Origin of the sequence: Aeromicrobium sp. CFBP 8757, assembly GCF_014841755.1 — a bacterium.
Lineage (GTDB): Bacteria > Actinomycetota > Actinomycetes > Propionibacteriales > Nocardioidaceae > Aeromicrobium.
Window position 1 is genome coordinate 150,191 of sequence record NZ_JACYUM010000005.1, and the last position, 26,050, is coordinate 176,240.

The 26,050-nt window shown below is 71.2% G+C and carries 26 protein-coding genes; 17 read left to right on the plus strand and 9 right to left on the minus strand.

Going from position 1 to position 26,050, the window contains the following annotated elements:
- Positions 1–249: 249 nt before the first annotated feature.
- Both IFT73_RS14895 and lipA read right to left on the minus strand, forming a co-directional pair.
- Positions 250–957 (minus strand): DUF4191 domain-containing protein, encoded by a 708-nt coding sequence (locus IFT73_RS14895; protein ID WP_192168309.1) that lies wholly within the window; start codon positions 955–957, stop codon positions 250–252.
- A gap of 10 nt (positions 958–967) precedes the next feature.
- Entirely contained in the window at positions 968–1,891 is a 924-nt protein-coding gene (gene lipA / locus IFT73_RS14900) for a lipoyl synthase (RefSeq protein WP_197984293.1), read from the minus strand.
- Between the two features lie 74 nt (positions 1,892–1,965).
- Here lipA and IFT73_RS14905 point away from each other — a divergent pair, with 74 nt between their 5' ends.
- The 4 genes from IFT73_RS14905 to IFT73_RS14920 all read left to right on the plus strand — a co-directional run bounded on the left by IFT73_RS14905 (position 1,966) and on the right by IFT73_RS14920 (position 6,151).
- Positions 1,966–3,234: a histidine kinase gene (locus IFT73_RS14905; protein ID WP_192168311.1), complete on the plus strand. Its 1,269-nt coding sequence runs from the start codon at positions 1,966–1,968 to the stop codon at positions 3,232–3,234.
- Between the two features lie 76 nt (positions 3,235–3,310).
- A complete protein-coding gene (locus IFT73_RS14910) occupies positions 3,311–3,973 on the plus strand; it encodes a response regulator transcription factor (RefSeq protein WP_192168312.1) in 663 nt (220 codons plus the stop codon).
- A gap of 76 nt (positions 3,974–4,049) precedes the next feature.
- Positions 4,050–4,934: an ABC transporter ATP-binding protein gene (locus IFT73_RS14915; protein WP_192168313.1), complete on the plus strand. Its 885-nt coding sequence runs from the start codon at positions 4,050–4,052 to the stop codon at positions 4,932–4,934.
- On the plus strand, positions 4,931–6,151 hold the full coding sequence (locus IFT73_RS14920; RefSeq protein WP_192168314.1) for an ABC transporter permease: 1,221 nt from the start codon (positions 4,931–4,933) through the stop codon (positions 6,149–6,151). The genes IFT73_RS14915 and IFT73_RS14920 overlap by 4 nt, the downstream gene beginning before the upstream one ends.
- Here the strand turns inward: IFT73_RS14920 and lipB are convergent.
- A complete protein-coding gene (gene lipB, locus IFT73_RS14925; protein WP_371811303.1) occupies positions 6,141–6,929 on the minus strand; it encodes a lipoyl(octanoyl) transferase LipB in 789 nt (262 codons plus the stop codon). The two genes, IFT73_RS14920 and lipB, sit on opposite strands and share 11 nt — an antisense overlap.
- Before the next feature lie 7 nt (positions 6,930–6,936).
- On the opposite strand from lipB, the gene IFT73_RS14930 reads away from it, so the two are divergent.
- A complete protein-coding gene (locus tag IFT73_RS14930; RefSeq protein WP_192168316.1) occupies positions 6,937–7,389 on the plus strand; it encodes a hypothetical protein in 453 nt (150 codons plus the stop codon).
- A gap of 18 nt (positions 7,390–7,407) precedes the next feature.
- Here IFT73_RS14930 and IFT73_RS14935 read toward each other — a convergent pair whose 3' ends face one another.
- From IFT73_RS14935 to lpdA, 3 genes are read right to left on the minus strand one after another with little or no spacing between them, the layout of a single operon-like run.
- Positions 7,408–8,292, minus strand: a complete 885-nt coding sequence (locus IFT73_RS14935; RefSeq protein WP_192168317.1) for a TIGR01777 family oxidoreductase — start codon at positions 8,290–8,292, stop codon at positions 7,408–7,410.
- Between the two features lie 10 nt (positions 8,293–8,302).
- Entirely contained in the window at positions 8,303–10,177 is a 1,875-nt protein-coding gene (gene sucB, locus IFT73_RS14940; RefSeq protein ID WP_192168318.1) for a 2-oxoglutarate dehydrogenase, E2 component, dihydrolipoamide succinyltransferase, read from the minus strand.
- Between the two features lie 14 nt (positions 10,178–10,191).
- A complete protein-coding gene (gene lpdA, locus IFT73_RS14945) occupies positions 10,192–11,589 on the minus strand; it encodes a dihydrolipoyl dehydrogenase (RefSeq protein ID WP_192168319.1) in 1,398 nt (465 codons plus the stop codon).
- 104 nt (positions 11,590–11,693) lie between these two features.
- Between lpdA and IFT73_RS14950 the strand changes: the two genes are divergently transcribed.
- Entirely contained in the window at positions 11,694–12,314 is a 621-nt protein-coding gene (locus IFT73_RS14950; protein WP_192168320.1) for a hypothetical protein, read from the plus strand.
- A gap of 17 nt (positions 12,315–12,331) precedes the next feature.
- On the opposite strand, the gene IFT73_RS14955 is transcribed toward IFT73_RS14950, so the two are convergent.
- A complete protein-coding gene (locus tag IFT73_RS14955) occupies positions 12,332–13,690 on the minus strand; it encodes a serine hydrolase (RefSeq protein ID WP_192168321.1) in 1,359 nt (452 codons plus the stop codon).
- Positions 13,687–15,150, minus strand: coding sequence for a leucyl aminopeptidase (locus tag IFT73_RS14960; RefSeq protein ID WP_192168322.1), 1,464 nt, complete (start codon positions 15,148–15,150; stop codon positions 13,687–13,689). Before IFT73_RS14960 ends, IFT73_RS14955 begins: the two co-directional genes overlap by 4 nt.
- A gap of 58 nt (positions 15,151–15,208) precedes the next feature.
- Here IFT73_RS14960 and gcvT point away from each other — a divergent pair, with 58 nt between their 5' ends.
- Positions 15,209–16,309 (plus strand): glycine cleavage system aminomethyltransferase GcvT, encoded by a 1,101-nt coding sequence (gene gcvT, locus IFT73_RS14965; RefSeq protein ID WP_244633473.1) that lies wholly within the window; start codon positions 15,209–15,211, stop codon positions 16,307–16,309.
- Between the two features lies 1 nt (position 16,310).
- A complete protein-coding gene (locus IFT73_RS14970) occupies positions 16,311–16,508 on the plus strand; it encodes a hypothetical protein (protein WP_056609412.1) in 198 nt (65 codons plus the stop codon).
- Between the two features lie 17 nt (positions 16,509–16,525).
- Here IFT73_RS14970 and IFT73_RS14975 read toward each other — a convergent pair whose 3' ends face one another.
- On the minus strand, positions 16,526–17,083 hold the full coding sequence (locus IFT73_RS14975) for a DUF3043 domain-containing protein (protein ID WP_235501881.1): 558 nt from the start codon (positions 17,081–17,083) through the stop codon (positions 16,526–16,528).
- 30 nt (positions 17,084–17,113) lie between these two features.
- Between IFT73_RS14975 and IFT73_RS14980 the strand changes: the two genes are divergently transcribed.
- The 9 genes from IFT73_RS14980 to ctaD all read left to right on the plus strand — a co-directional run bounded on the left by IFT73_RS14980 (position 17,114) and on the right by ctaD (position 26,050).
- Positions 17,114–17,905, plus strand: a complete 792-nt coding sequence (locus tag IFT73_RS14980) for a PspA/IM30 family protein (protein WP_192168324.1) — start codon at positions 17,114–17,116, stop codon at positions 17,903–17,905.
- Entirely contained in the window at positions 17,880–18,791 is a 912-nt protein-coding gene (htpX, locus tag IFT73_RS14985; protein WP_192168325.1) for a zinc metalloprotease HtpX, read from the plus strand. Before IFT73_RS14980 ends, htpX begins: the two co-directional genes overlap by 26 nt.
- Positions 18,791–19,360: a hypothetical protein gene (locus IFT73_RS14990; RefSeq protein WP_056609405.1), complete on the plus strand. Its 570-nt coding sequence runs from the start codon at positions 18,791–18,793 to the stop codon at positions 19,358–19,360. Before htpX ends, IFT73_RS14990 begins: the two co-directional genes overlap by 1 nt.
- A 26-nt stretch (positions 19,361–19,386) precedes the next feature.
- On the plus strand, positions 19,387–20,658 hold the full coding sequence (locus IFT73_RS14995) for an aminotransferase class I/II-fold pyridoxal phosphate-dependent enzyme (protein ID WP_192168326.1): 1,272 nt from the start codon (positions 19,387–19,389) through the stop codon (positions 20,656–20,658).
- A gap of 12 nt (positions 20,659–20,670) precedes the next feature.
- Entirely contained in the window at positions 20,671–21,786 is a 1,116-nt protein-coding gene (locus tag IFT73_RS15000) for a glycerate kinase (RefSeq protein ID WP_192168327.1), read from the plus strand.
- 94 nt (positions 21,787–21,880) lie between these two features.
- Entirely contained in the window at positions 21,881–22,258 is a 378-nt protein-coding gene (locus IFT73_RS15005) for an iron-sulfur cluster assembly accessory protein (RefSeq protein WP_056609400.1), read from the plus strand.
- A 79-nt stretch (positions 22,259–22,337) separates the two neighbouring features.
- The gene (locus tag IFT73_RS15010) at positions 22,338–23,312 is read left to right on the plus strand and encodes a carbohydrate kinase family protein (protein WP_192168328.1); all 975 of its coding nucleotides are present in this window, start codon (positions 22,338–22,340) and stop codon (positions 23,310–23,312) included.
- Positions 23,313–23,438: 126 nt separating this feature from the next.
- Positions 23,439–24,296 carry a cytochrome c oxidase subunit II gene (gene coxB, locus IFT73_RS15015; RefSeq protein ID WP_192168329.1) on the plus strand — a complete coding sequence of 286 codons (858 nt, stop codon included), beginning with the start codon at positions 23,439–23,441 and terminating at the stop codon, positions 24,294–24,296.
- Positions 24,296–26,050, plus strand: coding sequence for a cytochrome c oxidase subunit I (gene ctaD, locus IFT73_RS15020; protein WP_056609394.1), 1,755 nt, complete (start codon positions 24,296–24,298; stop codon positions 26,048–26,050). Before coxB ends, ctaD begins: the two co-directional genes overlap by 1 nt.

The following is a 26,050-nucleotide window of genomic DNA, read 5'->3' on the forward strand; positions in this document are numbered from 1 at the left end:
CGCCTCGGGCTTCGCCCTCACAGGCCCCCACTCGCTGCGCTCGCGGGAGGTACCCCCAGCTCCGCTCCCTGGCGAACGGTGGCTCTCGGTCGCCAGGGAGGCCGCCTGCGGCCGAGCGTGAGCGAAGCGAGGCGAATCAGGTGAGGACGCGGACTCGCCCGAGCCGTCCACCTCACCACGCCTCGCAGACCGGCGGGACGCTCACGCTCCGCTGGCGCGCGGCTCCCGCGACGCCGCAGGCGGCGTCGGTCAGCCGCGCATCGCCTTGCGGTTGCCCTTCATGCTGGTCGGCACGGGGCCGCGCGGCATGGGGGCGGCCGGACGCATCGCGTCGAGGGCCTTGAGCTTGTAGACCAGCTCGCTCATCTGCGCCGGCTTGATCTTCTTGGGCAGCTTGTTGACGTGCTTGACGAGCTTGGTGAGGGGGACCTGGCCCTCGTCCATGCCGACGATGATGCCGGTGACGGGCACCGACTCGCCGCCCACGCGGGCGTGCTTCTTGACCTCGGACGCGAGCAGACCGCGCACCGCGGTCGGGTTGCCCTCACCCACCAGGACGATGCCGGGACGGCCGACGACCCGGTGCACGACGTCCTGGTTCTTGTTGAACGACACGGCCGGCTTGACCTCCCAGCCGCGGCGCAGCATCTGCAGCGCGCCGGCGGCGGCTCCGCGCTGGCCCTCGACCTGGGCGTAGGCGGCCTTCTCGGCGCGACGGCCGAAGACGATCAGGACGCCGAGGGTGCCGGTGAGCAGGCCGAACACGATCGTGATCGTGAGCCCGATCCAGCCGGTGCCGAACAGGAAGTAGCCGAGCGCCGCGAACACCCCACCCACCACGAGGAAGGTCAGCAGCAGGATCAGACCGATGTTGCGGTCGCTGCGCTTGGTGATCTGGTACGCCTGGCGCATCTGGCCGAGGCGGCCCGTGGCCGGCGTGGGGACGGAGTTCGACATGGGGGGCAGTCTACGGCGCGACGGGGGCCGCGCCCATGCCGCGTCCTGACTCGCGGGCCTGCTGGTAGAGCGATCCGGCGCGGTAGGACGAGCGCACGAGCGGTCCGGACATGACGCCGGCGAAGCCGATCTCGTCGGCCTCGGCCTTGAGCTCGACGAACTCCTCGGGCTTGACCCACCGCTCGACGGGGTGGTGGCGCACCGACGGACGCAGGTACTGCGTGATCGTGATGAGGTCGCAGCCCGCCTCGTGCAGGTCGACCAAGGCCTGGGAGACCTCTTCGCGGGTCTCGCCCATGCCCAGGATCAGGTTGGACTTGGTGACCAGGCCGAAGTCGCGGGCCTGGGTGATGACGTCGAGCGAGCGCTCGTAGCGGAACGCCGGACGGATGCGCTTGAAGATGCGCGGGACGGTCTCGACGTTGTGGGCCAGCACCTCGGGACGCGACTCGAAGACCTGGGTCAGCAGCTCGGGGATGCCGTTGAAGTCGGGGATCAGGTTCTCGACGCCCGTGTTCGGGTTGAGCTCGTGGATCTTGCGCACCGTCTCGGCGTACAGCCACGCGCCGCCGTCGGGCACGTCGTCGCGCGCGACACCGGTGATGGTCGCGTACCGCAGCTCCATCTTCTGGACGGACTCGGCGACGCGGCGGGGCTCGTCGCGGTCGATCGGGTCGGGCTTGCCGGTGTCGATCTGGCAGAAGTCGCAGCGACGGGTGCACTGCTCGCCGCCGATGAGGAACGTGGCCTCGCGGTCCTCCCAGCACTCGAAGATGTTGGGGCAGCCGGCCTCCTGGCACACCGTGTGCAGGCCCTCGCCCTTCACGAGCTTCATCAGCTCGTTGTACTCAGGACCCATCTTCGCGCGGGTCTTGATCCAGGCGGGCTTCTTCTCGATCGGCGTCTCGGCGTTGCGGACTTCGAGCCGAAGCATCTTGCGTCCCTCAGGTGCGATGGTCACACCCTCAAGGGTACGCCTGTCCGGAAACGTGCCCTAGGCTCGGTCGCGTGCTCGACCTGGACCGCGCGTGGGCCCGCCCCGCACCCGACCGCGCACAGGTGCGGGCGGACGTCGTCGGTGGCGTCGTCGCGGCGGTCGCCTCGGTGGTGTCGGTCGAGGTGTGGCGCAGCGGCGCGCGCATCGAGCTGTCCGACCCGTTGCTCGTCTACGGGCTGTTCGCCCTGGCGGGCCTGCTGTTCGCCGGACGTCGACGATTCCCGCTGACGACGCTGATCCTCGAGTCCGTGATCTTCATCGTCATCGGCGAGCACCAGGCGCAGCTCGGCGTCGTCTTCACGCTGCAGATCGTCCTGTTCGTCGCGCTCTACTCGGCCTGGGCGTGGTCGCGGCGCCCGCGCGCGCTGATGGCGACCAGCGCCGTCGTGATCGTCGCGATGTTCGGCTGGCTGGTGTGGCAGTTCGTCCGCGAGGACCCGCCCACGGCTCCCCGGGTCGGTCTGCTGCCGCAGTACGGCGCGATGATCGCGTACTCGCTGACGATCAACGTCATCTACTTCTTCGGCGCGATGGCCTGGGGTCACGGCGCGTGGCGCAGCGCCCGTCAGCGGGCCGAGATCGCTGACCGCATCGTCGCCGAGCGTCACGCGCAGGACCGCGACCGCGACAGCGCCGTGCAGGCCGAGCGGGTGCGCATCGCCCGCGACCTCCACGACGTCGTCGCCCACCACGTCAGCGGCATCGGGGTGCAGGCCGCCGGTGCCGGACGCGTCATGGACGCCCGCCCCGAGGTGGCCCGTGAGGCGCTGTCGGTCATCGAGACCTCGTCGCGCCAGGCGGTCCAGCAGATGCACCAGCTCGTGGGGCTGCTGCGGGCCGACGACGAGCGCGGCGACCGGGTGCCGCAGCCCGGGCTGGCCGAGATCGCGTCGCTCGCGTCGCCGGACGACCGCCCGGCCGTGACGTTCCGGCGCGTCGGTGACCCCTTCGACGTGCCGCCGACCGTCGGCCTGTCGATGTTCCGCATCGCGCAGGAGGCCGTGTCGAACCTGCGCCGCCACGCAGGCGCGTGCGCCGGCGAGATCGTGCTGCGGTTCGTCCCGGCGGGGGAGCAGGAGGCCGCCGCCGTCGAGGTCGAGGTCATCGACGACGGCTCGGCCACGACGTCCGGCGCGGGCTCGGCCCCCACGTCGTCCTCGGGCGGGTTCGGGCTGACCGGCATCCGCGAGCGGGCGGCGATGCACGGCGGCGAGGCCGAGATCGGTGCGCGGCCCGACGGGGGCTTCCGCGTCCGTGTCCGCATCCCGGTGGCGACATGAGCGAGCGCCAGCGAGCTCACGGACGGTGCGTCATGGCGGCGCCCTCGTACGATGGGGTTTCTTCGGGGGTGGCGACATGACGACGACGCGGGTGCTGGTCGCCGACGACCAGGCGCTGGTCCGCACGGGCTTCGGCATGATCCTCAGCGCCGAGGACGATCTCGAGGTCGTGGGCGAGGCCGACGACGGCGACGTCGCGGTGCGGCAGGCGAGCGCCCTGCGTCCCGACGTCGTCCTGATGGACGTGCAGATGCCCCGCATGGACGGCATCGAGGCGACGCGCCGGGTCATCGAGGCGGTGCCCGACTGCAAGGTGCTGATCCTGACGACGTTCGACGACGACGACTACCTGTTCGCGGCGCTGCAGGCAGGGGCCAGCGGCTTCATGCTCAAGAACTGCCCGCCCTCCGACCTGGTCGCCGCGATCCGCGTCGTCGCGCAGGGCCACTCGCTGCTGGCGCCCGAGGTGACGCAGCGGGTCATCGCCCGCTCGACCGGACGTCCGCGGGGCGTCAGCGTGCCGGGGCTGGCCGAGCTCACCGAGCGCGAGCAGGACGTGCTCGTGGCGATGGGCCGCGGTCGGAGCAACGGCGAGATCGCGAAGGACCTGTTCGTCAGCGAGGCGACCGTCAAGTCGCACGTGTCGAAGGTGCTGACCAAGCTCGCGGTCCGTGACCGCGTGCAGGCCGTCATCGTGGCGCACGAGTCGGGCCTGATGGACGAGCGCGGCACCGCCTGACCCCACCTTTGGGATGAGGGGCGCTTCATCCTCGTGGCCGATGTGCGACGCGCGTCCGGCTCCTAGCGTGGACGGCATGTTGGACATCTCCTCCCTCAGCAGGTCGTACGACGGCACCGTCGTCGTGGACGACGTCACCTTCCGGGTCGTGCCCGGCCGCATGACGGGGTTCGTCGGTGCCAACGGCGCCGGCAAGACCACGACGATGCGGATGATCCTCGGCGTCCTGGCGCCGAGCGCGGGCCAGGTGCTGTGGAACGGCAGCCCCATCACGACGGGCCAGCGCCGACGCTTCGGCTACATGCCGGAGGAGCGGGGCCTGTACCCGCGCATGCGGATCACCGACCAGCTCGTGTTCCTCGCGCGGCTCCACGGGATAGACCGCGCCGAGGCGCACCGTCGGGCGCGCGAGCTGCTCGACCACTTCGACCTCGCCGACCGCGCCGACGACGTGCTCGACACGCTCTCGCTCGGCAACCAGCAGCGCGTGCAGATCGCCGCGTCGCTGATCCACCGACCCGACGCCCTGGTGCTCGACGAGCCGTTCAGCGGGCTGGACCCCGTCGCGGTCGACGCCATGGCGTCCCTGCTGGCGAAGGAGGCGGGCGACAAGCCGCTGCTGTTCTCGAGCCACCAGCTCGACCTGGTCGAGCGGCTGTGCGACGACCTCGTGATCCTGTCGAAGGGCAGGGTCGTCGCGGCGGGCTCGGTCGAGGAGCTCCGGGGCACGGGGGCCGACCGCTACCGCATCACCCTCGACGGGCCGGGCTCCGATGCGGCGTGGATCCGTGGCCTGCGCGGCATCGAGGTCCGCGACGTCGACGGCGGCACGGCCCTGGTCGACCTGGCGGGCACGACCGCGTCCGACCTGCTCGCGCAGGTCGTCGCGAAGGAGCCCGTCGCCGAGTTCAGCCGCGTCCGTCAGCCCCTGTCCGCCATCTTCCGGGAGGTCAACCGATGAGCACCGTCACCCCTGCACGCACCGACGACCGGACGTCCACCGACGACGAGGTCCGTGGCGCGTGGCGCGTCGTCGCCGAGCGTGAGGTCACGACCCGCGTCCGCGAGAAGTCGTACGTCTACAGCGCCCTGTTCATGGTCGTCGGCGTCGTCGCGATGGTCGTGCTGACGTCGATCCTGGGCGGCCGTCCGACCGACTACACCGTCGCGGTGACCGACCAGGCGTCCGCAGCGATCGTGTCGTCGGCGTCGGACGTCGTGGACCGGTCCGACGACGGATCGACCGCCGAACCGCGCGAGTTCACGTCGACCGCGGCCGCGGAGAAGGCGGTCCGCGACGGCGACGTCGACGCCGCCCTCGTCGCGACCGAGACGGGCTACGAGGTCGTCGGCGACGAGGAGGTCGACTCGACCCTGTCGGCCGCGCTGACGGCGGTCGGCACGAGCGAGGCGCTGCAGGCCAACGCGGAGCGCCAGGGCGTCGACCTCGACGAGCTGCAGGCCGGCTCGACCGTGTCGGAGCGCCTGCTCGACCCCGCCGAGAGCGACGCCGGCGCGCGCCAGCTCGCGGCCTACGTGTTCCTGATCCTCTTCTACATCACGGCGATCACGTTCGGCATGTCGATCGCGCAGAGCGTCGTGCAGGAGAAGGAGAGCAGGGTGGTCGAGATCCTCGCCGCGGCCGTGCCGATCCGCGCGATGCTGTGGGGCAAGATCGCCGGCAACACGCTGCTGGCGTTCGCGCAGATCCTGCTGCTGGCCGCCGCGGGCATCGGCGCGCTGGCGCTGACCGGCGAGACGGGGCTGCTGTCGTCGCTCGGCCCGGCGGTCGGCATGTACGTCGTGTTCTTCGTGCTCGGCTTCGTCGCACTCGCCGGCCTGTGGGCCGTGGCCGGGTCGCTCGCGTCACGGCAGGAGGACCTGCAGTCGACCACGATGCCGGGCCAGGTGCTGCTGTTCGCGCCCTACATCATCGCCTTCTCGGCGGGTGCCGGCGTCAAGACCGTCGTGTCGATGCTGCCGATCATGTCGGCGATGCTGATGCCGTCGAGGATGGCCGAGGGGGGTGTCCCCGTGTGGCAGATCGTCGTCGCCGTGGTCGTCAACGTCGTGGGCGCGGTGCTGATCGTGCGGCTGGCCGCACGGCTCTACGAGCGGACCCTGATGCGCACCGAGCGCAAGATCGGGTTCGGGGAGGCGCTGCGCCTCAGCGAGTGAGCCCCAGCACCGGCACGGACGGCCCGGTCTCGGCCTGCTCGGCGAGATCGGGCCCCGGCGTGTAGGGGTGCCACTCGAGCAGCTCGCGCAGGTGGGGCGCGATCGCGGCTGCCGCCTCCGGCACCGTGACGTCGCGGCCGAGCTCGGCCGACAGCGACGTGACGCCGGCATCGGCGATGCCGCACGGCACGAACCGGTCGTAGTACGACAGGTCGACGTCCGCGTTCAGCGAGAAGCCGTGCATCGTGACACCGCGCGCGACGCGGATGCCCACGGCGCCGACCTTGCGCTCGGCGCGCGCCGGCGTGGCGCCGAGCCACACGCCCGACCGTCCGGGCACGCGTCCCGTCGTCACGCCCAGGTCGGCGGCCGCGCGGATCATGGCCTCCTCGACGCGTCGCACGAAGTCGACGACCAGGACGTGCGAGGGCAGCTTCGTGATGGGGTAGCCGACGAGCTGGCCGGGGCCGTGGAACGTGATCTTGCCGCCGCGGTCGACGTCGACGACGGGTGTGCCGTCGAAGGGACGCTCGAACGGCTCGGTGCGGCGTCCGGCCGTGTAGACCGGCGGGTGCTCGAGGAACAGCGCGGTGTCGCCGACCTCGTCGGCGACACGGCGGGCGTGCAGGTCGCGCTGCAGGTCCCACGCGTCGACGAAGTCGATCGCGGAGGGGCCGAACCAGTCGTCGATGATCTCAAGCGTCACGCCTCCAGCGTAGCCCCGCGGTCGAGACGCCTGTGGACGGAGCGGGGCGGCCGTCGGCGTCGACGACGACAGTGGGCGCATGGACTGGCTGTGGGTTCTCCTCGTCGCGGTGCGCGTGCTGTCGCCGTCGCCGGACGACCAGTGGGCGGTGCGCCTGGCCGCGCTCGACGACGTGCGCGAGCAGGCGTTCGCCTCGGCCGACGCCTCGCTGCTGCGCGACGTCTACGTCGAGGCCAGCGCGGCCCGTCGTGCCGACGCGCGGCTGATCGCGGCCTACGGACGTCGTGGCGGCCGGGTCGTCGGCGCCGAGCTGCGGGTGCTCGGCTGCCGGGTGGTGCGCGAGAGCCGACACCGGGTGCGGCTCGACGTCGTCGACCAGCTGGGGCCGGCCCGGGTGCGGTGGGACGACGGCACGTCGACCGCGCTGCCGCGAGACCGGCCGACCCGCCGAACCGTCACGCTCGCGCGGGAGCCCGGGCAGGACGCCCGCTGGCGCATCGCGGGCACCCGGCAGGCACAGGACGCCGGTTGAGCGTCCTGCGCCGGCCGGCTAGGCCAGGGCGGAGTCGAGCACGGCCCGCAGGTCGGGGTCGGCGAAGGTGAAGCCGGCGTCGACCAGGGCGTCGGGGGAGACCCGCAGCGATCCGATCAGGTCGTCGGCGATGCCGCCGAGCGCCGCCTTGATCGCGAACCGCGGGACGGCCAGGAACGTCGGACGGTGCACCGCCTCGCCCAGGGCGTCGGTGTACTCGGCGTTGGTCGCCGCACCGGGGCTCGAGAAGTTGAACGGTCCGCTGGCGTGGTCGTTCTCGAGCAGGAACTCGACCCCGCGCACCCAGTCGTGGAGCGAGATCAACGACATGTACTGACGTCCCGTGCCGAGCCTGGCCCCGCCGCCGAGCTTCCACACGGGGAGCATCAGCTTGAGCACGCCGCCGTCCTTGCTGAGCACGAGCGACGTGCGCACGAAGCACGTGCGGGCTCCCGCGTCGATCGCCGGCTGCGCCGCGGCCTCCCAGGCCTGCGACACCTCGGCCAGGAAGCCCGTGCCGGGGCTGCTGGCCTCCGTGAGCTCCTCGGCGCCGCGGTCGTCGCCGTACCACGACATGCCGGACCCCGAGATGAACACGGTCGGCGTCGCCGAGGCCGCGACGGCCTTGGCGAGCGTCGTGGTGGCGGCGAGGCGGGACGACCGGATCTCGTCCTTGGTGCCGGCGGTGCGGGGCCACTTCGAGATCGAGGCACCCGTCAGGTTGACGACGGCGTCGGCCCGGTCGATCAGCCGCTGGTCGACGCTCCCGGCGTAGGGATCCCACCGGGACGCGTCGGCCGAGGCGTCACCCGACCGGACGAGCCGGGTGACCTCGTGTCCGCGCGCACGCAGGTGGGTGGTCAGGGCCGTGCCGAGGAAGCCCGAGGCCCCTCCCACCACCACGTGCACGACGTCAGGACCCGAGCTCGGACTCGAACGAACCGGCCTGCAGACGCTGCTTGACCGCGGTCAGGAAGCGACCGGCGTCGGCACCGTCGACGATGCGGTGGTCGTACGTCAGGGCCAGGTAGACCATGCTGCGCACCGAGATGCTGTCGTTGCCGTGGTCGTCGGTGACGACGACCGGACGCTTGACGACGGCACCCGTCCCGAGGATCGCGACCTGGGGCTGGTTGATGATCGGCGTGTCGAACAGGGCGCCGTTGCTGCCCAGGTTGGTGATCGTGAACGTCGCGCCGGACAGCTCGTCCGGCGTGATCTTGTTGGTGCGGGTGCGCTCGGCGGCGTCGGCGATCTTGCGGGCCAGGCCCGCGATCGACAGGTCGCCGGCGTCCTTGATCGTCGGCACGAGCAGCCCGCGCTCGGTGTCGACCGCGATGCCCAGGTGCTCGCCGGCCGGGTACGTGATCGTGCCCGCCTCGAGGTCGAGCGCCGAGTTGAGCTGCGGGTACGACTTGAGCGCCTCGATCGCGGCCTTCGCGAAGAACGGCAGGAACGTCAGCTTGACGCCCTCGCGCTCGAGGAAGGCGTCCTTGTGGCGGGCCCGCAGGCGGGCGACCTCGGTGACGTCGACCTCGTGCACCTGCGTCAGCTGGGCCGAGACCTGCAGCGACTCGACCATGCGCGAGGCGATGACCTTGCGCAGGCGGGTGACCTTCTCGGTCTTGCCCCGCAGGGCCGACGGCTCGGCCGTCGGTGCGGTGGCCGCGGGAGCGGCGGCGGCCGCGGGAGCCTCCGGGGCGGGGGCCGAGGCGGCCTCCTTGGCGGCGACGGCGTCGAGGACGTCCTGCTTGCGGATGCGTCCGCCCACGCCGGTGCCGGTGACGGCGGCGAGGTCGACGTCGTGCTGCTTGGCGAGCTTGCGGACGATCGGGGTGACGTAGGTGTCACCACCGTCGCTCGAGCCGCCGTTGCCGCTGTCGCTCGGCGCCGCGGGCGCCGGGGCGGGCTCGGGGGAGCCCTGGGTCTCGGGCTGCGCCGGGGTGGGCTCGGGCGCCTTCTCCGGCTCCGGCTCGGGGGCCTTCTCCGGCTCGGGAGCCTTCTCCTGCGGGGCCTCGGCCTCGGGCTTCTTCTCCTCGACGAGGTTCTCGTCGGAGACCGGCGCGGTCGCCGAGTCGGTGGTCGTGGAGCCCTCGGCGCCGATGACGGCCAGGACGGCGCCGACCTCGACGGTCTCGTCCTCGTCGGCGCGGATCTCGAGCAGCTTGCCCGCGACGGGCGACGGGATCTCGGTGTCGACCTTGTCGGTCGAGATCTCGAGCAGCGGCTCGTCGACCTCGACGTCGTCGCCGACCTGCTTGAGCCACTGCGTCACGGTGCCCTCGGTGACGCTCTCGCCCAGTGCGGGCAGCGTGACCTCGGTGCCGCCACCGGATGCCGGAGCGGTCTCGGCCTGGGGCGCGGCGGCCGTCTCGGCGGCGTCGTGCTGCTCCTCGGCGCTGTCGGACGGCTGGTTGGACCGCTCCTCACCGACCGACTCGGGCTCGGGCTCGTCGCCGGCCGAGGCCTGCTCGCCGGACGAGTCGGACTTCTCCTCGACGAGGTTCTCGTCCGAGACGGGGGCGGTGGCCGAGTCGTCGGTCGTCTCACCCTCCTCGCCGACGACGGCCAGCACCGCGCCGACCTCGACGGTCTCGTCCTCCTCGGCCTTGATCTCCAGCAGCACGCCGGCCACGGGGGAGGGGATCTCGGTGTCGACCTTGTCGGTCGAGATCTCGAGCAGCGGCTCGTCGACCGCGACGGTGTCGCCGATCTGCTTGAGCCATTGGGTGACGGTGCCCTCGGTGACGCTCTCGCCGAGAGCGGGGAGGGTGACTTCAGTTGCCATGGGTGGTCTCCGGATCAGGCGTGCGAGTGAAGGGGTTTGCCGGCCAGTGCGAGGGCGGCTTCGCCGATGGCCTCGTTCTGGGTCGGGTGAGCGTGGATGAACTGCGCGACGTCCTCGGGGTACGCCTCCCAGTTCACGATGAGGGATGCCTCGCCGACCTGCTCGCCGAAGCGCGATCCGAGCATGTGGACGCCCACGATCGGGCCGTCCTTCTCGCGGACCAGCTTGACCGTGCCGGCGGTGCCGAGGATCTGGCTCTTGCCGTTGCCGCCGAGGTTGTACTCGACGATCTCGACGTTGTCGTCGCCGTACTTGGCCTTGGCCTGCGGCTCGGTGATGCCGACCGACGCGATCTCGGGCTCGCAGTACGTGACGCGGGGGATGCCGGCGTCGACGACGACCTGGGGCTCGAGGCCCGCGATCTCCTCGGCGACGAAGATGCCGTGCGCGAAGCCGCGGTGCGCCAGCTGCAGGCCGGGCACCAGGTCGCCGACGGCGAAGACGCCCTTGACGTTGGTCGCGAGGCGCTCGTCGGTCGGCACCCAGCCACGGTCGACCGTGACGCCGGCCTCCTCGTAGCCCATGCCGGCCGAGTTCGGCCCACGGCCCACGGCCACCAGGACCAGGTCGGTCTCGATCGTGTCGCCGTTCTCGAGCGTGACGGTGACGCCGGAGTCGGTCTGCTTGACCGAGTCGAACTTGACGCCGGTCTTGAAGTTGATCTTGCGCTTGCGGAACGCGCGCTCCAGGCCCTTGCTGAGCGCCGGGTCCTCGAGCGGGACGAGCGTGGGCAGGCCCTCGATGATCGTGACGTCGGCGCCGAAGGACTTCCAGACGCTCGCGAACTCGACGCCGATGACGCTGCCGCCGATGATGACGACCTTCTCGGGCACCTCGGTCATCGACAGCGCCTCGGTGGACGTGATGACGCGGCCGCCGATCTCCAGGCCCAGCGTGCGCGAGACCGAGCCGGTCGCCAGGACGACGTTGGTGCCGGTGTACTGCTGGCCGTTGACCTCGACGGTGCCGCCGCCGTTGGGGTCGGTGGAGACGAGCTTGCCCTCGCCCTCGACGACCGTGATGCCGCCGGACTTGATGAGTCCCTGCAGGCCCTTGTACAGGCGGTCGATCACGCCGTCCTTGTACGTGTTGACCTGGGCCATGTCGATGCCGTCGAACGTCGACCTGATGCCGAAGTTCTGGCCCTCGCGGGCCAGGTCGGCGACCTCGGCGGAGTGCAGCAGCGCCTTGGTCGGGATGCATCCCCAGTGCAGGCAGGTGCCGCCGAGCTTGGACTTCTCGATCAGCGCGACCGACTTGCCGAGCTGCACGGCGCGCAGCGCGCAGGCGTAGCCGCCGCTTCCGCCGCCGAGAATCACGATGTCAAAGGTGTTGCCGGCGCCGTCCGCCACGGTGTCCTCCCAGAAAGTGTGTGCATCGTCATCTTGTCACTGCGCGCAACCGGCGCACCACCGGGGTTCACCGGGTGTCGGCCTCCATCGGGCACACTTGGCGCATGGGAATCTTCGGAGGCCGGAAGGCCAGGACGGACGGCGGCGCCGTCGTCTCGGACCGCGGCTCCAGCCGGGCCGACCTCGACGCGTTGAAGCAGTTCGTTCAGACGCGTCAGGGCGTCGAGGGCTGGATCGAGCCCCAGACGTCGGTGACGCACACGACGCTCCTGCTGGTCGCCCACGACGGCGAGTCGATCCGCCGCCGGGTCACGTCGGCGCAGGCGGGGCACGACTTCGCCCGCAAGAAGCTCAAGATCCCCGTGTACGACTCCAACCTCGTCCCGATCGCCGCCCGCAAGCGCGACTACGACCTCCGCAAGGCCGGCGCGACGTCGTCCGGGCGCACGACGACGACGTCGCGGCCGACGTCCGCCCGGACCACGCCGACGTCCGCACCGGCGCCGTCCGCTCCGGCCCGCCGCTCACCGCGCGAGATGCGCGCGATCATGACGCTCGAGTCGGTCGCGGGCACCGAGCCGCTGCCCGACGACCCGTCGTTCGACCAGCTCATGAAGGTCTACCGCAAGGCCAGGTCGCAGGCGCACCCCGACCGTCAGGGTGGAGCCCGCGAGAAGTGGGACACCGTCGAGGACGCCGCCCGCGTCCTGGGCCTGCCCGACTGACCCCGCCGTACGACGGCTCAGTGCCAGTGGTGGGCGTCGAGCCCGCCCGGTACGTCGGCGTCCGCGGCGTACGGCGTGCGGGTGAACACGAAGCTCGCCAGCACCAGCCGCCGCGGCGTCCCGTCGGCGTCGCGGTCGACGCGCAGGGGCTCGCCGCGGTAGTAGCCCTCGCGGCCCGTCCAGCCGGCGCCGTCCGCATCGCGCGAGAAGCGGGCACCGCGTCCGACGCCCGGCTCGCCCAGCCGCAGGCCGCCGTCGGCCTCCAGCGCCAGCGTGAACGGGTACGTGCCCCAGAACCACGGCCCGACGACGTCGAGGGCGCCGGCGTGGCCGGCGTCGGCGTGCCAGGGCGACGGACGGGCGGGCTCGCGTTCGCGGTGGAGCTCCAGCAGGTCGGCCGCGAGCGGGCCCATGCCGCTGGTCGCGTTGGCCATCGCCACGACGCCGTCGCCGGTCTCGAGGTCGACCCGCAGGTTCGCGAGGAATCCGGGCATCGACCCGCCGTGACCGGCTGAGCGGCGTCCCGCGACGTTCCACGTCTGCCACCCGAGCCCGTGGGCGCCGGTCCACGCGGTGCCCGGCACGTCGTTGACGGCCACGGGTCGCAGCATCTCGGCCAGGGTCGCGCGGTCGAGGACGTCGCCGGTGTGCCCGCCGAGGAACGCCGCCCACCGCGCGAGGTCGGTCGTCGTCGACCACAGCTGGCCGGCCGGCGCCATCGAGACGTGGTCGTGCTCGGGCTCGACGTGCACCAGGTCGGCCAGGGGGTGCACGGCCAGCCCGGGGGCGGCGGGGGCGACGGGACGTCGCGTCGTGCGGGCCATGCCGAGCGGGTCGAGGATGCCGACCTGGACGGCCTCGTGCCACGGGACGCGTCGACGTCGCGCGATCAGCTCGCCGAGCACGCCGTAGCCGGTGTTGGAGTAGTGGAACGAGGTGCCGGGGGTGAACCGGAGCGCCACGCCGGACGCCAGCAGGTCGTCCCAGGTGCCGCCGGGGGTGCGCTCCCACCACTCGCCGTCGGTCTCGGCCTGCAGCCCCGACGTGTGCGTCAGCAGCTGCGCGACGGTCACGTGGCCGAACGGCACCTCGGGCAGGTGCGCGCCGATCGTGTCGGCCAGGTCGAGCAGTCCCGCGTCGCGCAGCCGCAGCACCTCGACCGCGACGAACGTCTTCGAGATCGAGCCGATCCGGTACTGCGTGTCGGCGCCCGGCGACTCCCCGTCGGAGCGACCGTCGAGCGTCCCGGCCGCTCCCGACCAGACGAGCTCGCCGCCGCTCACGACACCGGCGACGACCGAGGGGAGGCGCTGCTTCGACTGCTCGACGGCGAGACGGTGGTCGAGGGCCCGCGCCGTCGCGGCGTCGAGCGTCATCGCGAGCCGGCCAGCTCCGTCGCGAGCCGCACGAGCGTGCGGACGCCCGTGCCCGTGCCGCCGACGGGGGTGTAGTCGACGGCCGAGCCCTCGTTGAACGACGGTCCGGCGATGTCGAGGTGAGCCCACGGCACGTCGCCGACGAACTCGCGCAGGAACGCGGCCGCGAACAGCGCACCGCCGTACGGCTTGGGGTTGTGCTGGCGCAGGTCGGCGACGGTCGAGGACGTCACGATCCCCTTCATCTCCTCGGTGATGGGCAGTCGCCACATCGACTCGCCCGCCGCGGCGGAGGCCGCCAGCACGGTCTCGGAGAAGTCGTCGTCGTTGCCCAGGATGCCGCTGGTGTGCGAGCCGAGCGCCACGATGCAGGCGCCCGTCAACGTCGCGACGTCGACGATGTGGTCGGGCTGCGCCTCGGCCGCGAGCGCGAGCCCGTCGGCCAGCACCAGGCGGCCCTCGGCGTCGGTGTTGTGCACCTCGACCGTCGCGCCGCTGCGCATGTGCAGGACGTCGCCCGGACGGGTCGCCCGTCCGCTGGGCATGTTCTCGGCGAGGCACGCGTAGGCCGTGATGCGCACGGGCAGCCCCAGCGTCGCGATCGCGACGGTCGCCGCGACGACCGCGGCGGCACCGGCCATGTCGAGCTTCATGGTCTGCATCGAGGCGCCGGGCTTGATCGAGAGTCCGCCCGAGTCGAACGTGATGCCCTTGCCGACGAGTGCGAGGTGCGCGACCGCGTTGTCCGGCTCGTACGAGAGCGTCACGAGGCGCGGCGGGCTGTCGGAGCCCTGGCCGACGCCGAGGATGCCGCCGCAGCGCTCCTTCGCGAGACGCTTCTCGTCCCACACCGACACCTTCACGGCGGTGCCGGCGGCCGCGGTGACGTGCGTCGTGATGGCCTCGACGAGGTCGGCCGGGCGCTTGTCGCCGGGCGGCGTGTTGACCCAGTCGCGGGCCGTGTTGACCGCGAGCGCGACGGTCGAGGCCCGCTCGACGGCCTTGGTCGCGGTGGTCTGGCGCGCGAAGGGCGTGAGGATCACGGCGCTGGCGATCTCGACGGGTGCCGCGTCCTTGGCCGCGTTCCTGGTCTTGTAGGTGTCGAACCGGTAGGCGCCGAGGTCGATGCCCTCGGCGATCGCCTCGACCTCGTCGACACCGGCGGGGTGCAGGGCGATCGCGACGGTCGTGGCGTTCTTGGCGGCACGGATGCCGCGGGCGGCGGCGCGTCGCAGGTCCTCGTCGGTCGGCTCGTCGGGCAGCGCGAGGGCCACGACGACGGGTGCCTTGACGAGCCCTCCGGACGGGAAGCGGACGCTCTGTCCCTTCTCGCCCGAGAAGCCCAGGAGGTCGAGGGTCTCGGCCAGGTCGCCCTTGTCCTCGTCCCCCCGGATCCCCAGGATCAGGACGTCGGCGCTGGCGGTGGTCGGCTTGGACGTGCTCAGGGTGACGGACGGCATGTCAGCCACTCTAAGGTTGCCGGTTCGGGCCGGGGAACCGTCCCCTAGGTTGAGGACCATGGATCTGCTTCATTCCCCGCTGCACGACCGTCACGTGGCCCTCGGTGCGAAGCTCGCCGAGTTCGGCGGCTGGGAGATGCCGCTCGAGTACGCGGGGGGAGGCGTCCTGGCCGAGCACAAGGCCGTCCGCGAGGGGGTCGGGCTGTTCGACGTCAGCCACCTCGGCAAGGCGCTGGTGCGGGGCACGGGCGCCGCGCAGTTCGTCAACACGTGCTTCACCAACGACCTCGAGCGCATCGCGCCGGGCAAGGCCCAGTACACGCTGTGCTGCGACGACGACGGTGGCACGGTCGACGACCTGATCGCCTACCTGCGCAGCGACTTCGAGGTCTTCCTGATCCCCAACGCGGCCAACACCGCCGCCGTCGTGGCCCGTCTGCAGGCCGCGGCACCCGAGGGCATCGACGTCGTCGACCAGCACCGCGAGTTCGCGGTGCTCGCGATCCAGGGCCCGTCGAGCGACGAGGTCCTTCAGGCGCTCGACCTGCCGGTCGACCACGAGTACATGTCGTTCGCCGACGCGACGGTCGCCGGTGCCGCGATCACGGTGTGCCGCACCGGCTACACGGGCGAGCGCGGGTACGAGCTGGTCGTCCCGGCCGCCGCGGCCGTCGACGTCTGGGACGCCGTCGTGGCGGCGGGCGAGCCGTTCGGCATCCGCGCGTGCGGCCTGGGCGCGCGCGACACGCTGCGCACCGAGATGGGGTACCCGCTGCACGGGCACGAGCTGTCCGCCGAGATCAGCCCCGTGATGGCCCGAGCCGGCTGGGCCGTGGGCTGGAAGAAGCCCGCGTTCTGGGGCAAGGCGGTGCTCGAGGCGCAGCGCGCCGAGAAGACCGTCCGCACGCTGCGCGGCCTGCTGGCGCAGAAGCGCGGCATCCCGCGCCCCGGCATGGTCGTCGCCGACACCGACGGCGGCCCGCTCGGCGAGATCACGTCGGGCACGTTCTCGCCGACCCTGCGGCAGGGCGTCGCGCTTGCGCTGCTCGACCAGTCCGTCGAGGATGGCGCCACCGTCGTCGTCGACGTCCGCGGCCGGTCCGAGGCGTTCACGGTGACCAAGCCGCCGTTCGTGCAACCGTCGACCAAGGAGTCATGACATGAGCTGGACCTGGACGTTCGAGACCTCGGCCGGCGACGTGACCGGCCGGTCGGAGGCCTTCGAGAGCCGCGGAGACGCCGAGTCGTGGGTCGGCGAGGCATTCGGCGAGCTGCTCGAGCAGGGCGTCGACCAGGTGCGCCTGTTCGACGGCGAGGCCGAGATCTACGGCCCGATGTCGCTGCACCCCGACACGTAGGTCGGCGGGGGCCCGCGTCAGCGGTAGGTGCCGCTCAGCACCTCGCCGCGCTTGACCTGCGGCTTGGGCAGTCGGAAGCGGCGCAGCTGCGTGCTGCGCAGCACGGCGTACGTCGTCGAGCCCTTGACGTTGTCGGGGCCGAAGCGCTCCTTGAGCTGCTTCTTCAGGCCGCGCACCATGATGATCTCGTCGAGGACCGTGCCGACGATCAGGAACGGGTAGACGAAGGCCGTCAGGACGGCCGAGGCGTTGCTGCTGATGCTGCCGGCGACGGCGAACAGCACCAGGAGGACCACCAGGAACGGCAGCAGGTACTCGGCGAAGTTGCGCCGACGGTCGACGTAGTCGCGGGTGAAGCGGCGGACGGGACCCTGCTCGCGCGCCGGCAGGTAGCGCTCGTCGCCCGACTTCAGCGCGTCGCGCTGCTTGAGGCGGATCTCCTCGCGGGCGGCCCGGTCGCGCTTGGCCTGCTCCTTGCGGGTCATGGGGGTCTTCATCTGCTTCTTGCGGGCAGCCTCGGCCTCCCGGCGACTGGGGGTCGGACGGCCCTTGCCTGCTTCTGTCTCGTCAGCCACCCGCGACACCCTACCCGTAGGCTTGAGGGCATGAGCATCGGCAATCGCCTCGCCAAGTGGTGGGGATCGCGGCAGTCCGGCAACGACGACGCGGGTGCCCTGAAGGACCGTCTCGACCAGACCTACCGCACCCAGACGGCGCTGCTGCAGCAGGTGCGGCGCGGGGTCGCCGACGTCGCGACGAGCCGCAAGCGGGTCGACCTGCAGCTGACCACGATCGCCCAGCAGGCCGCGCAGCTCGACCAGCAGGCCAGCGACGCCGTCGCCGCCGGGCGCGACGACGACGCCCGCGCGGCCCTGACCCGCAAGGTCGCACTCGAGAAGACCGCCGACGAGCTGCGCGCCCGACGCGACGACCTGCTGGCCGAGGAGCGCAAGCTCGAGCAGTCGGCGCTGACGATCGAGCAGGACGTCGAGAGCTTCCGCATCCGCAAGGACACGCTCTCGGCCCGCCACACGGCGGCCTCCGCACGCGCCGAGATCAACAGCGCGACGAGCGGCATCAACTCGACCGTCAGCGAGGTCGGCCAGGCGATGGAGGCCGCCGAGCGGCGCACGCGCGAGATGGAGGCGAGGTCCGACGCCGTCGACGAGCTCGTGCGGGAGGGCGTCATCGGCACGGCGGGGGAGTCGGCGGACGACGCGCTGGCCCGGCAGTTCGACGCCGCGCTCGGTACCGGAACCGGCACCGACGCCGGCCCCGTCCTCGACGCGGGCACGACGGCCGAGGTCGACCGCCAGCTCGAGCAGATCTCGCACGACCGGGCTCGACCCGATCAAGACGTGGAGGGTGACGATGGCCAGAAGCCGGTTCAGAACTGATCGGGGGCTCTCGCTGCGCATGGGCGGCGTGAGCTTCGGGCTCGGCGCGCTCTACATCCTTTTCGGCGCGGTCCTGTTCGCCTTCATGGGCAACGGCGTGCTCGCGCTCGTCATCGTCCTTGCGATCGCTTGGGGACAGTGGTACTTCTCCGACACGCTGGCACTCAAGTCGATGAACGCGCAGATCGTCGAGCCCCACCAGGCGCCCGAGCTGCACGCCATGATCGACCGCCTGTGCGCGCTGGCCGACATGCCCAAGCCGCGCGTGGCGATCGCCGTGACCGACATGCCGAACGCCTTCGCGACGGGTCGCACGCCGAACCACTCGGCGGTGTGCGTCACGACCGGCATCATGCAGCGCCTCGACGCCGACGAGCTCGAGGGCGTGCTCGCGCACGAGCTGTCGCACGTCGCCAACCGCGACGTCACGGTCATGACGGTCGCGTCGTCGATCGGCCTGCTGGCCGGCTTCATCACGCGCTGGGGCGTGTACTTCGGCGGGATGTTCGGCGGTGGCAACCGCGACCGCGACAACAACGGTGGGCCGGCGTTCATCGTCGTGTTCCTCGTCAGCCTGCTGGTGTACGCGGTCAGCTTCGTCCTGATCAGGGGCCTGTCGCGCTACCGCGAGCTCAGCGCCGACCGCAGCGGCGCCTACATGACGGGCCGCCCGTCCAAGCTGTCGTCGGCGCTCGTCAAGATCTCGGGCGACATGTCGCGCATCCCCAACAGCGACCTGCGCGAGAGCCAGGCCATGAGCGCGTTCTTCTTCGCGCCCGCGATCAACCGCGAGTCGATCGGCGCGCTCTTCTCGACGCACCCGCCGCTGCAGCAGCGCCTCGACCAGCTCGCCAAGGTCAGCGCCGAGCTCTCCGAGCAGGGCTGATGGGCTTCCTCGACGGCATCCTCGGGCGGTCCAAGCCGCCCGAGGCCGATCTCGACGTCCTGTTCTCCGTGCCGCAGGCGGTCATCTCGCTGCAGCTGGAGGGCTTCGTGCCGACCGGTTCGGGGTCCGTGTGCTTCCGCGACATGGAGGGACAGGCCGACGACGCCGTCATGGCCGACGCCGAGAAGATCATCACGTCGACCCCCGGCTCGACCGTGACCCGCAGCGACGACCGGTTCGGCTTCCACTGGCTCACCGTCACGCGAGCCGACGCCGACGTGTCGGGTCTCGTGACCGACCTGCACGCCGTCAACAGCTCGCTGGCCGACGCCGGGTTCGGCACCGCGCTGCTGTGCTCGACTTTCGTGTTCACCAGTCCCGCCGGGAAGCCCGTCGGGCTGGTCTACCTCTACAAGCGCGGCACGTTCTACCCGTTCGCCCCCGACGGCTCCGAGCGACGCGACAACGCGCTCGAGCTGCAGCTCAGGGGCGTCGTCGGTGGCGACGTCCCGGTGGAGCCCGACCTCGCCCGGTGGCTCGCGATCTGGGGCGCGCCCGGTCTGGCCTGATTCCGTCCGGGCGATAGGTTGGGTCCGTGAGCCTCGACGATCTCTCCCGTGACCAGGTCCAGACCCTCCTCGACGAGCAGACGGCCGCGCACCGCGCCCTGCAGGAGCGAGGTCTCAAGCTCGACCTGACGCGCGGCAAGCCGTCGCCCGAGCAGCTCGACCTCTCCAACGGCCTGCTGACGCTGCCGGGCGACGACTTCCGCGACCGCGACGGCGTCGACACCCGCAACTACGGCGGTCTGACGGGCCTGACCGAGCTGCGCGAGATCTTCGCGCCGATCATGCAGGTGCCGGTCGAGCAGGTCGTCGCGGGCGACAACGCGAGCCTCGCGATGATGCACGACAACCTGGTCTTCGCGCTGTTCCACGGCGTCCCCGGGTCCGAGCAGCCGTGGGGCGTCGAGGAGTCGGTCAAGTTCATCTGCCCCGTGCCGGGCTACGACCGCCACTTCGCGCTGCTCGAGGAGTACGGCATCGAGATGGTGCCGGTGCCGCTGAACGAGGACGGCCCCGACGTCGACGCCGTGCGCGAGGCCGTCAAGGACCCCTCCGTCAAGGGCATGTGGCTCGTCCCCACCTACAGCAACCCCACGGGCGCCGTCACCAGCGAGGCCGTCGCGGCCGAGCTCGCGGCCCTGGAGACCGCGGCGCCCGACTTCCGCATCTTCTGGGACAACGCGTACGCCGTCCACCACCTCACCGACGAGCAGACCAAGACCGCCGACATCCTCGGTCTGTGCGTCGCGTCGGGGCACCCCGACCGGGCCGTGATCTTCGCCTCCACGTCCAAGATCACGTTCGCCGGCTCGGGAGTCTGCTTCTTCGGCAGCTCGGCCGACAACGTCGCGTGGTACCTGTCGCACCTGGGCAAGCGGACGATCGGCCCCGACAAGGTCAACCAGCTGCGGCACGCCCGTCACCTCGGCGACGTCGACGGCGTGCACGCCCTGATGGCCGGGCACCGCGAGATCCTCGCCCCCAAGTTCGAGGCCGTCGTCTCGATCCTGGCCGACCGGCTCGCCCCCTACGGTGTCGCGAGCTGGACCGAGCCGAAGGGCGGCTACTTCGTCAGCCTCGACGTCGTCGACGGCACGGCCTCGCGGGTCATCGAGCTGACCCGCCAGGCGGGCGTCGCGATGACCCCTGCCGGTGCCGCGTTCCCCTACGGCGACGACCCCCGCGACCGCAACATCCGCATCGCGCCGTCGTACCCGTCGCCCGACGAGCTGGCGCTCGCGATCGACGCGCTCGCGACGAGCGTCCTGATCGCGGCCGCCGAGCACGCCCTCGCGGAGTAGGCGGGGCGGGCCGTGCGGGTCCTCGTCGCACCGGACTCCTTCGGTGGCACCCTGTCGGCCCCGGAGGCGGCGCGCGCCATCATCGAGGGCTGGCGGCGTCACGCGCCCGACGACGTCCTGACCGCCGCGGCGATGGCCGACGGGGGCCCCGGGCTCGTCGACGTCCTGCACGCCGCGACCGGAGGCCGGCTCGACGTCGTCAGGGTCCGCGGACCTCTCGGGGCCGACGTCCCGGTCACGGTCCTCCACGCGGACGGCACGGCGTTCGTCGAGAGCGCGCAGGCGTGCGGGCTGCACCTCGTCGAGGCCAAGGACCCCCTGCACGCCTCGACGTTCGGGGTCGGCCAGGCCGTCGCCGCGGCGGTCGACGCCGGCGCGTCCCGCGTCGTGGTGGGCCTGGGGGGCAGCGCGACCAACGACGGGGGAGCGGGGTTGCTGGCCGCCCTCGGCGCGACGGCCGACGTGCCGCTCGACGCGGGCCCCGCGGCGCTCGCGAACGTCGGGTCCGTCGACGTGGCCCCGGCCGTCGAGCGGCTGCGCGGCGTCGAGCTGGTCGTGGCCGCCGACGTCGACGTCACGCTGCTCGGCATGTTCGGCGCCACCAAGACCTTCGGACCGCAGAAGGGCCTGACCGACGCCCATATCGTCGAGGTCGACGGCTGGCTCGACCGGTTCGTGGTGGCGGTGTGCGGCCCGTCCCCGGCGCAGCGACGCCCTGCGGACGCCAAGGGGGCCGGAGCCGCGGGCGGGCTGGGATTCGCGCTGATGGTGCTCGGCGGCACCGTCGTGTCGGGCATCGAGCTCGTCGCCGAGACGGTCGGGCTGACCGCGGAGGCCGGTGCCCACGACCTCGTCGTGACGGGGGAGGGCACGTACGACTTCTCGTCGCGGGCCGGCAAGGTCGTGCACGGGGTCGCCGCGGTGGCCGCCGCGGCCGCGCGCCCGTGCATCGTCCTGGCCGGGCAGGTGCTCGTCGGCTCGCGCGAGATGCGGGCGATGGGCGTCGAGTCGGCCTACGGCGTCACCGAGCGGGTCGCCGTCGAGGAGTCGATGGGCGAGCCCGCCCGGCACCTGGCCGACCTGGCCGAGCGCGTCGCCCGCACGTGGTCGCCCCGACCGCTGGACTGACGGCGTACGATGGAATGGAATCGCCACACGCTTCGTTGCCTTTCGTGAAGCGTCCCTCGTGACGAGTCCGCAGACCACACCTTCGGGAGTACACATGACAGTCGAGACCGACCAGACCACCGCCTCCGAGCCGACCACGGAGGTCGCGTCCGGCGTCAGCCTGAGCGACGGCGCCGCCGAGAAGGTCGCGAGCCTGCTCGCCCAGGAGGGTCGCGACGACCTCGCGCTGCGCATCGCGGTGCAGCCCGGCGGCTGCTCGGGCCTGCGCTACCAGCTGTTCTTCGACGAGCGCTCGCTCGACGGCGACCAGACCTTCGGCTTCGGCGGCGTCAACGTCGTCGTCGACCGCATGAGCCTGCCGTACCTCGGCGGCGCGACGATCGACTTCGTCGACACGATCGAGAAGCAGGGCTTCACGATCGACAACCCCGCCGCCACGGGCTCCTGCGCCTGCGGCGACAGCTTCCACTAGGCCCTCGCGGCTGGCCGGTGCCGCCGATCCCCGACGAGCGAGCTCNGCGCCGCAGGGGGGCGTTGTCTATGGTTGGCGGGTGCACCTCGCCATCACCGGATCCATCGCGACCGACCACCTCATGACCTTCCCGGGCAAGTTCGTCGACTCGCTCGTGCCCGACCAGCTCGACAAGATCTCGCTGTCGTTCCTGGTCGACGACCTCGACGTCCGCCGCGGCGGGTGCGGGGCCAACATCGCCTTCGCGCTCGCCAAGCTGGGCCACCGCCCCCTGCTGGTCGGCGCCGTCGGCCGCGACTTCGAGACCGAGTACCGCGGCTGGCTCGACGCCGCCGGCGTCGACACGAGCGGCGTGCTCGTCTCGGACACCCGCCACACGGCACGGTTCGTCTGCACGACCGACACCGAGCTCGCCCAGTTCGCGACGTTCTACGCCGGCGCGATGGCCGAGGCCCGCGACATCGACCTGCTCGCCGTCGGCTCCGGCTACGACCTCGTGCTGATCGGCCCCGACGACCCCGAGGGCATGCTGCGCCACACGCGCACGTGCCGTGACGGCGGCATCCCGTTCGCCGCCGACCCCTCGCAGCAGCTCGCCTGGGCCGAGGGCGACGTCATCCGCGAGCTGATCGACGGTGCGACGTACCTGTTCAGCAACGACTACGAGGCGTCCCTGATCCAGCAGAAGACGGGCTGGAGCGCCGACGACGTCCGCTCGCACGTCGGCACCCAGGTCATCACCCGCGGCAAGGACGGCGTGACGGTCCTGCCGGCCGACGGCGAAGCCGTCGAGGTCAAGGCCATCGCCGGCGTCACGGCCGTCGATCCCACGGGCGTCGGCGACAGCTTCCGCGCCGGGTTCCTGGCCGGCATCGCCGCGGGCCTCGGCTTCGAGCGCTCGGCGCAGATCGGCTGCACGATCGCAGCCAGCGTCGTCGAGACGACGGGCACGCAGGAGTACGTCCTCGACCGCTCGGGCTTCCTCGACCGGCTCGGCTCCGCGTACGGCGACGACGCCCGCACCGAGGTCGACGCAGCGCTTTCGCTGGCGTGACGCCTCGCGCGGCGACGCGCGCCCAGGTCAGGCGGACCTCACCGCTCCCGACACGTTCACCTGAAGTAAGGTGCTCATGTGTCATCTCGTGACAGTCATGGTCCAGAAAGGCGCCCCGTGGGTCGGATGAAATTGGCGGTTCTGTTCTTCGCCGCCGTTGTGTTGAGTGGGTGTGCACCAGACGCCGACTCGGATCTTGCGCGTCTCGCGCTGCCGGTCGGAAGCACCGATCGCACCCAGGACATCTGGGAGCTGTGGCTCGGTGCGTGGATCGCCGTGCTGGTGATCTTCCTGCTGGTCTTCGGTCTCATCGTCTACGCGACGGTGCGCTACCGCCGCCGCAGCGAGGACGAGATCCCCGCGCAGGTGCGCTACAACCTGCCGATCGAGGCGCTGTACACCTTCGCGCCGGTCATCATCGTCGCGGTGTTCTTCTTCCACACGGTCACGTCGCAGAACAACGTGCTCGAGCGCGTCGACAACCCCGATCACACGATCGAGGTCGTCGGCAGCAAGTGGCAGTGGGCGTTCAACTACCTCGACGAGGACGCGACGCAGGGCGAGGACGTCTACGACTACGGCACCCCGCAGGAGCCCGCCGAGCTGTGGCTCCCGGTCGACGAGTCGGTCCGGTTCGACCTCAAGTCGCCCGACGTCATCCACTCGTTCTGGATCCCCGAGTTCTACTTCAAGATGGACGTCGTGCCGGGCAAGGTGAACTCCTTCGACCTGTCGCCGACGCGCACCGGCACGTTCACGGGTCGCTGCGCCGAGCTGTGCGGCCTCTATCACTCCCGCATGATCTTCAAGGTCAACGTCGTGACGCGCGCCGAGTACGACGCGCACCTCGAGGACCTGAAGGCTGCGGACCAGGTCGGAGCGCCCCAGGGCGCGAAGGAAGCCAATGAGATCGCAGGTCTCAGGGGCGACGACAAGAGCGGCAACGTCGCTGGCGTCCAGGGAGACGGGTCAGGCAAGAGCTGATGGTTGACGCAACAGCAACATTCGACGACGGTTCGACGAACCTGCGGGCGGGCGTCCGCGAGCGGACGCTCGGGCAGAAGGTCGTCACGGTCCTCACGACGACCGACCACAAGGTCATCGGCAACATGTACCTGGTCACGTCGTTCGCGTTCTTCATCATCGGCGGCATCCTCGCCCTGATGATCCGCGCCGAGCTGGCCCAGCCGGGCACGCAGTTCGTCGACGACGAGACGTACAACCAGCTGTTCACGATGCACGGCACGATCATGCTGCTGATGTTCGCGACACCGCTGTTCTTCGGCTTCGGCAACGCGATCATGCCGCTGCAGATCGGTGCTCCCGACGTCGCGTTCCCGCGCCTCAACATGTTCAGCTACTGGCTGTACCTGTTCGGCAGCACGATCGTCGTCTCGGGCTTCTTCGTCCCCGGTGGCGCGGCGAGCTTCGGCTGGTTCGCGTACGCACCCCTCAGCGACGCCGTGAACTCCCCGGGAGTGGGCGGTGACCTGTGGGTCATGGGCCTGTGGATGTCGGGTCTGGGCACGATCCTCGGTGGCGTCAACTTCATCACCACGATCTTCACGATGCGTGCGCCCGGCATGACGATGTTCCGCATGCCGATCTTCGTGTGGAACACGCTCGTCACGAGCATGCTCGTGCTGATCGCGTTCCCGATCTTCGCCGCGGCGCTGCTGTCGCTCGAGGCCGACAGACGTCTCGGCGCCCACGTCTTCGACGCCGCCAACGGCGGGCCGATCCTGTGGCAGCACCTGTTCTGGTTCTTCGGTCACCCCGAGGTCTACATCATCGCGCTGCCGTTCTTCGGCATCATCACCGAGATCCTGCCCGTGTTCAGCCGCAAGCCGATCTTCGGCTACGTCGGCCTGGTCGGCGCGACGCTGATGATCGCGGCCCTGTCGGTCGCGGTGTGGGCCCACCACATGTTCGTGACGGGCTCGGTCGACCTGGCGTTCTTCTCCTTCATGACGTTCCTGATCGCGGTGCCCACGGGCGTCAAGTTCTTCAACTGGATCGGCACGTTGTGGGGCGGCTCCCTGTCGTTCGACACCCCGCTGATCTTCGCGCTCGGCTTCCTGACGACCTTCCTCTTCGGTGGTCTGACGGGCGTCATCCTGGCCTCGCCGACGCTCGACTTCCAGCTGTCCGACAGCTACTTCGTGGTCGCGCACTTCCACTACGTCGTGTTCGGCACCGTGGTGTTCGCGATGTTCGCCGGCTTCTACTTCTGGTGGCCCAAGCTGACCGGTCGCATGCTCGACGAGAAGCTCGGCAAGATCCACTTCTGGCTGCTGTTCATCGGCTTCCACCTGACCTTCCTGGTGCAGCACTGGCTCGGCGTCGAGGGCTTCCCGCGTCGCTACGCCGACTACGGACCGGGCGACGGGTTCACGACCCTCAACGAGATCTCGTCGATCGGCGCGTTCCTGCTGGGTGCCTCGACGCTCCCGTTCTTCTACAACGTGTGGAAGTCGCGCAAGGCGCCGCTGGTCGGTCTCGACGACCCGTGGGGCTGGGGTCGCTCGCTCGAGTGGGCCACCTCCTCCCCGCCGCCGCGTCACAACTTCACGTCGCTGCCGCGCATCCGGTCCGAGAGCCCCGCGTTCGACCTGCACCACCCGGAGATCGCGGCCCTCGAGCTGGTCGACAACCCGGGCGAGAACTCCAAGTTCGCCGACGCCCCCGACATCAGCGGCAAGGGCGAAGCCATCAACGACGCGAAGGGCGACCACTGA

Excerpts from the sequence above, each read along its gene's own strand:
- IFT73_RS14895 (WP_192168309.1), bottom strand. The coding sequence starts at position 957 with ATGTCGAACTCCGTCCCCACGCCGGCCACGGGCCGCCTCGGCCAGATG.
- lipA (WP_197984293.1), bottom strand. The coding sequence starts at position 1,891 with ATGCTTCGGCTCGAAGTCCGCAACGCCGAGACGCCGATCGAGAAGAAG.
- IFT73_RS14910 (WP_192168312.1), top strand. The coding sequence starts at position 3,311 with ATGACGACGACGCGGGTGCTGGTCGCCGACGACCAGGCGCTGGTCCGC.
- IFT73_RS14915 (WP_192168313.1), top strand. The coding sequence starts at position 4,050 with ATGTTGGACATCTCCTCCCTCAGCAGGTCGTACGACGGCACCGTCGTC.
- IFT73_RS14920 (WP_192168314.1), top strand. The coding sequence starts at position 4,931 with ATGAGCACCGTCACCCCTGCACGCACCGACGACCGGACGTCCACCGAC.
- IFT73_RS14930 (WP_192168316.1), top strand. The coding sequence starts at position 6,937 with ATGGACTGGCTGTGGGTTCTCCTCGTCGCGGTGCGCGTGCTGTCGCCG.
- sucB (WP_192168318.1), bottom strand. The coding sequence starts at position 10,177 with ATGGCAACTGAAGTCACCCTCCCCGCTCTCGGCGAGAGCGTCACCGAG.
- IFT73_RS14950 (WP_192168320.1), top strand. The coding sequence starts at position 11,694 with ATGGGAATCTTCGGAGGCCGGAAGGCCAGGACGGACGGCGGCGCCGTC.
- IFT73_RS14955 (WP_192168321.1), bottom strand. The coding sequence starts at position 13,690 with ATGACGCTCGACGCCGCGACGGCGCGGGCCCTCGACCACCGTCTCGCC.
- IFT73_RS14960 (WP_192168322.1), bottom strand. The coding sequence starts at position 15,150 with ATGCCGTCCGTCACCCTGAGCACGTCCAAGCCGACCACCGCCAGCGCC.
- gcvT (WP_244633473.1), top strand. The coding sequence starts at position 15,209 with ATGGATCTGCTTCATTCCCCGCTGCACGACCGTCACGTGGCCCTCGGT.
- IFT73_RS14970 (WP_056609412.1), top strand. The coding sequence starts at position 16,311 with ATGAGCTGGACCTGGACGTTCGAGACCTCGGCCGGCGACGTGACCGGC.
- IFT73_RS14980 (WP_192168324.1), top strand. The coding sequence starts at position 17,114 with ATGAGCATCGGCAATCGCCTCGCCAAGTGGTGGGGATCGCGGCAGTCC.
- htpX (WP_192168325.1), top strand. The coding sequence starts at position 17,880 with ATGGCCAGAAGCCGGTTCAGAACTGATCGGGGGCTCTCGCTGCGCATG.
- IFT73_RS14990 (WP_056609405.1), top strand. The coding sequence starts at position 18,791 with ATGGGCTTCCTCGACGGCATCCTCGGGCGGTCCAAGCCGCCCGAGGCC.
- IFT73_RS15005 (WP_056609400.1), top strand. The coding sequence starts at position 21,881 with ATGACAGTCGAGACCGACCAGACCACCGCCTCCGAGCCGACCACGGAG.
- coxB (WP_192168329.1), top strand. The coding sequence starts at position 23,439 with ATGAAATTGGCGGTTCTGTTCTTCGCCGCCGTTGTGTTGAGTGGGTGT.
- ctaD (WP_056609394.1), top strand. The coding sequence starts at position 24,296 with ATGGTTGACGCAACAGCAACATTCGACGACGGTTCGACGAACCTGCGG.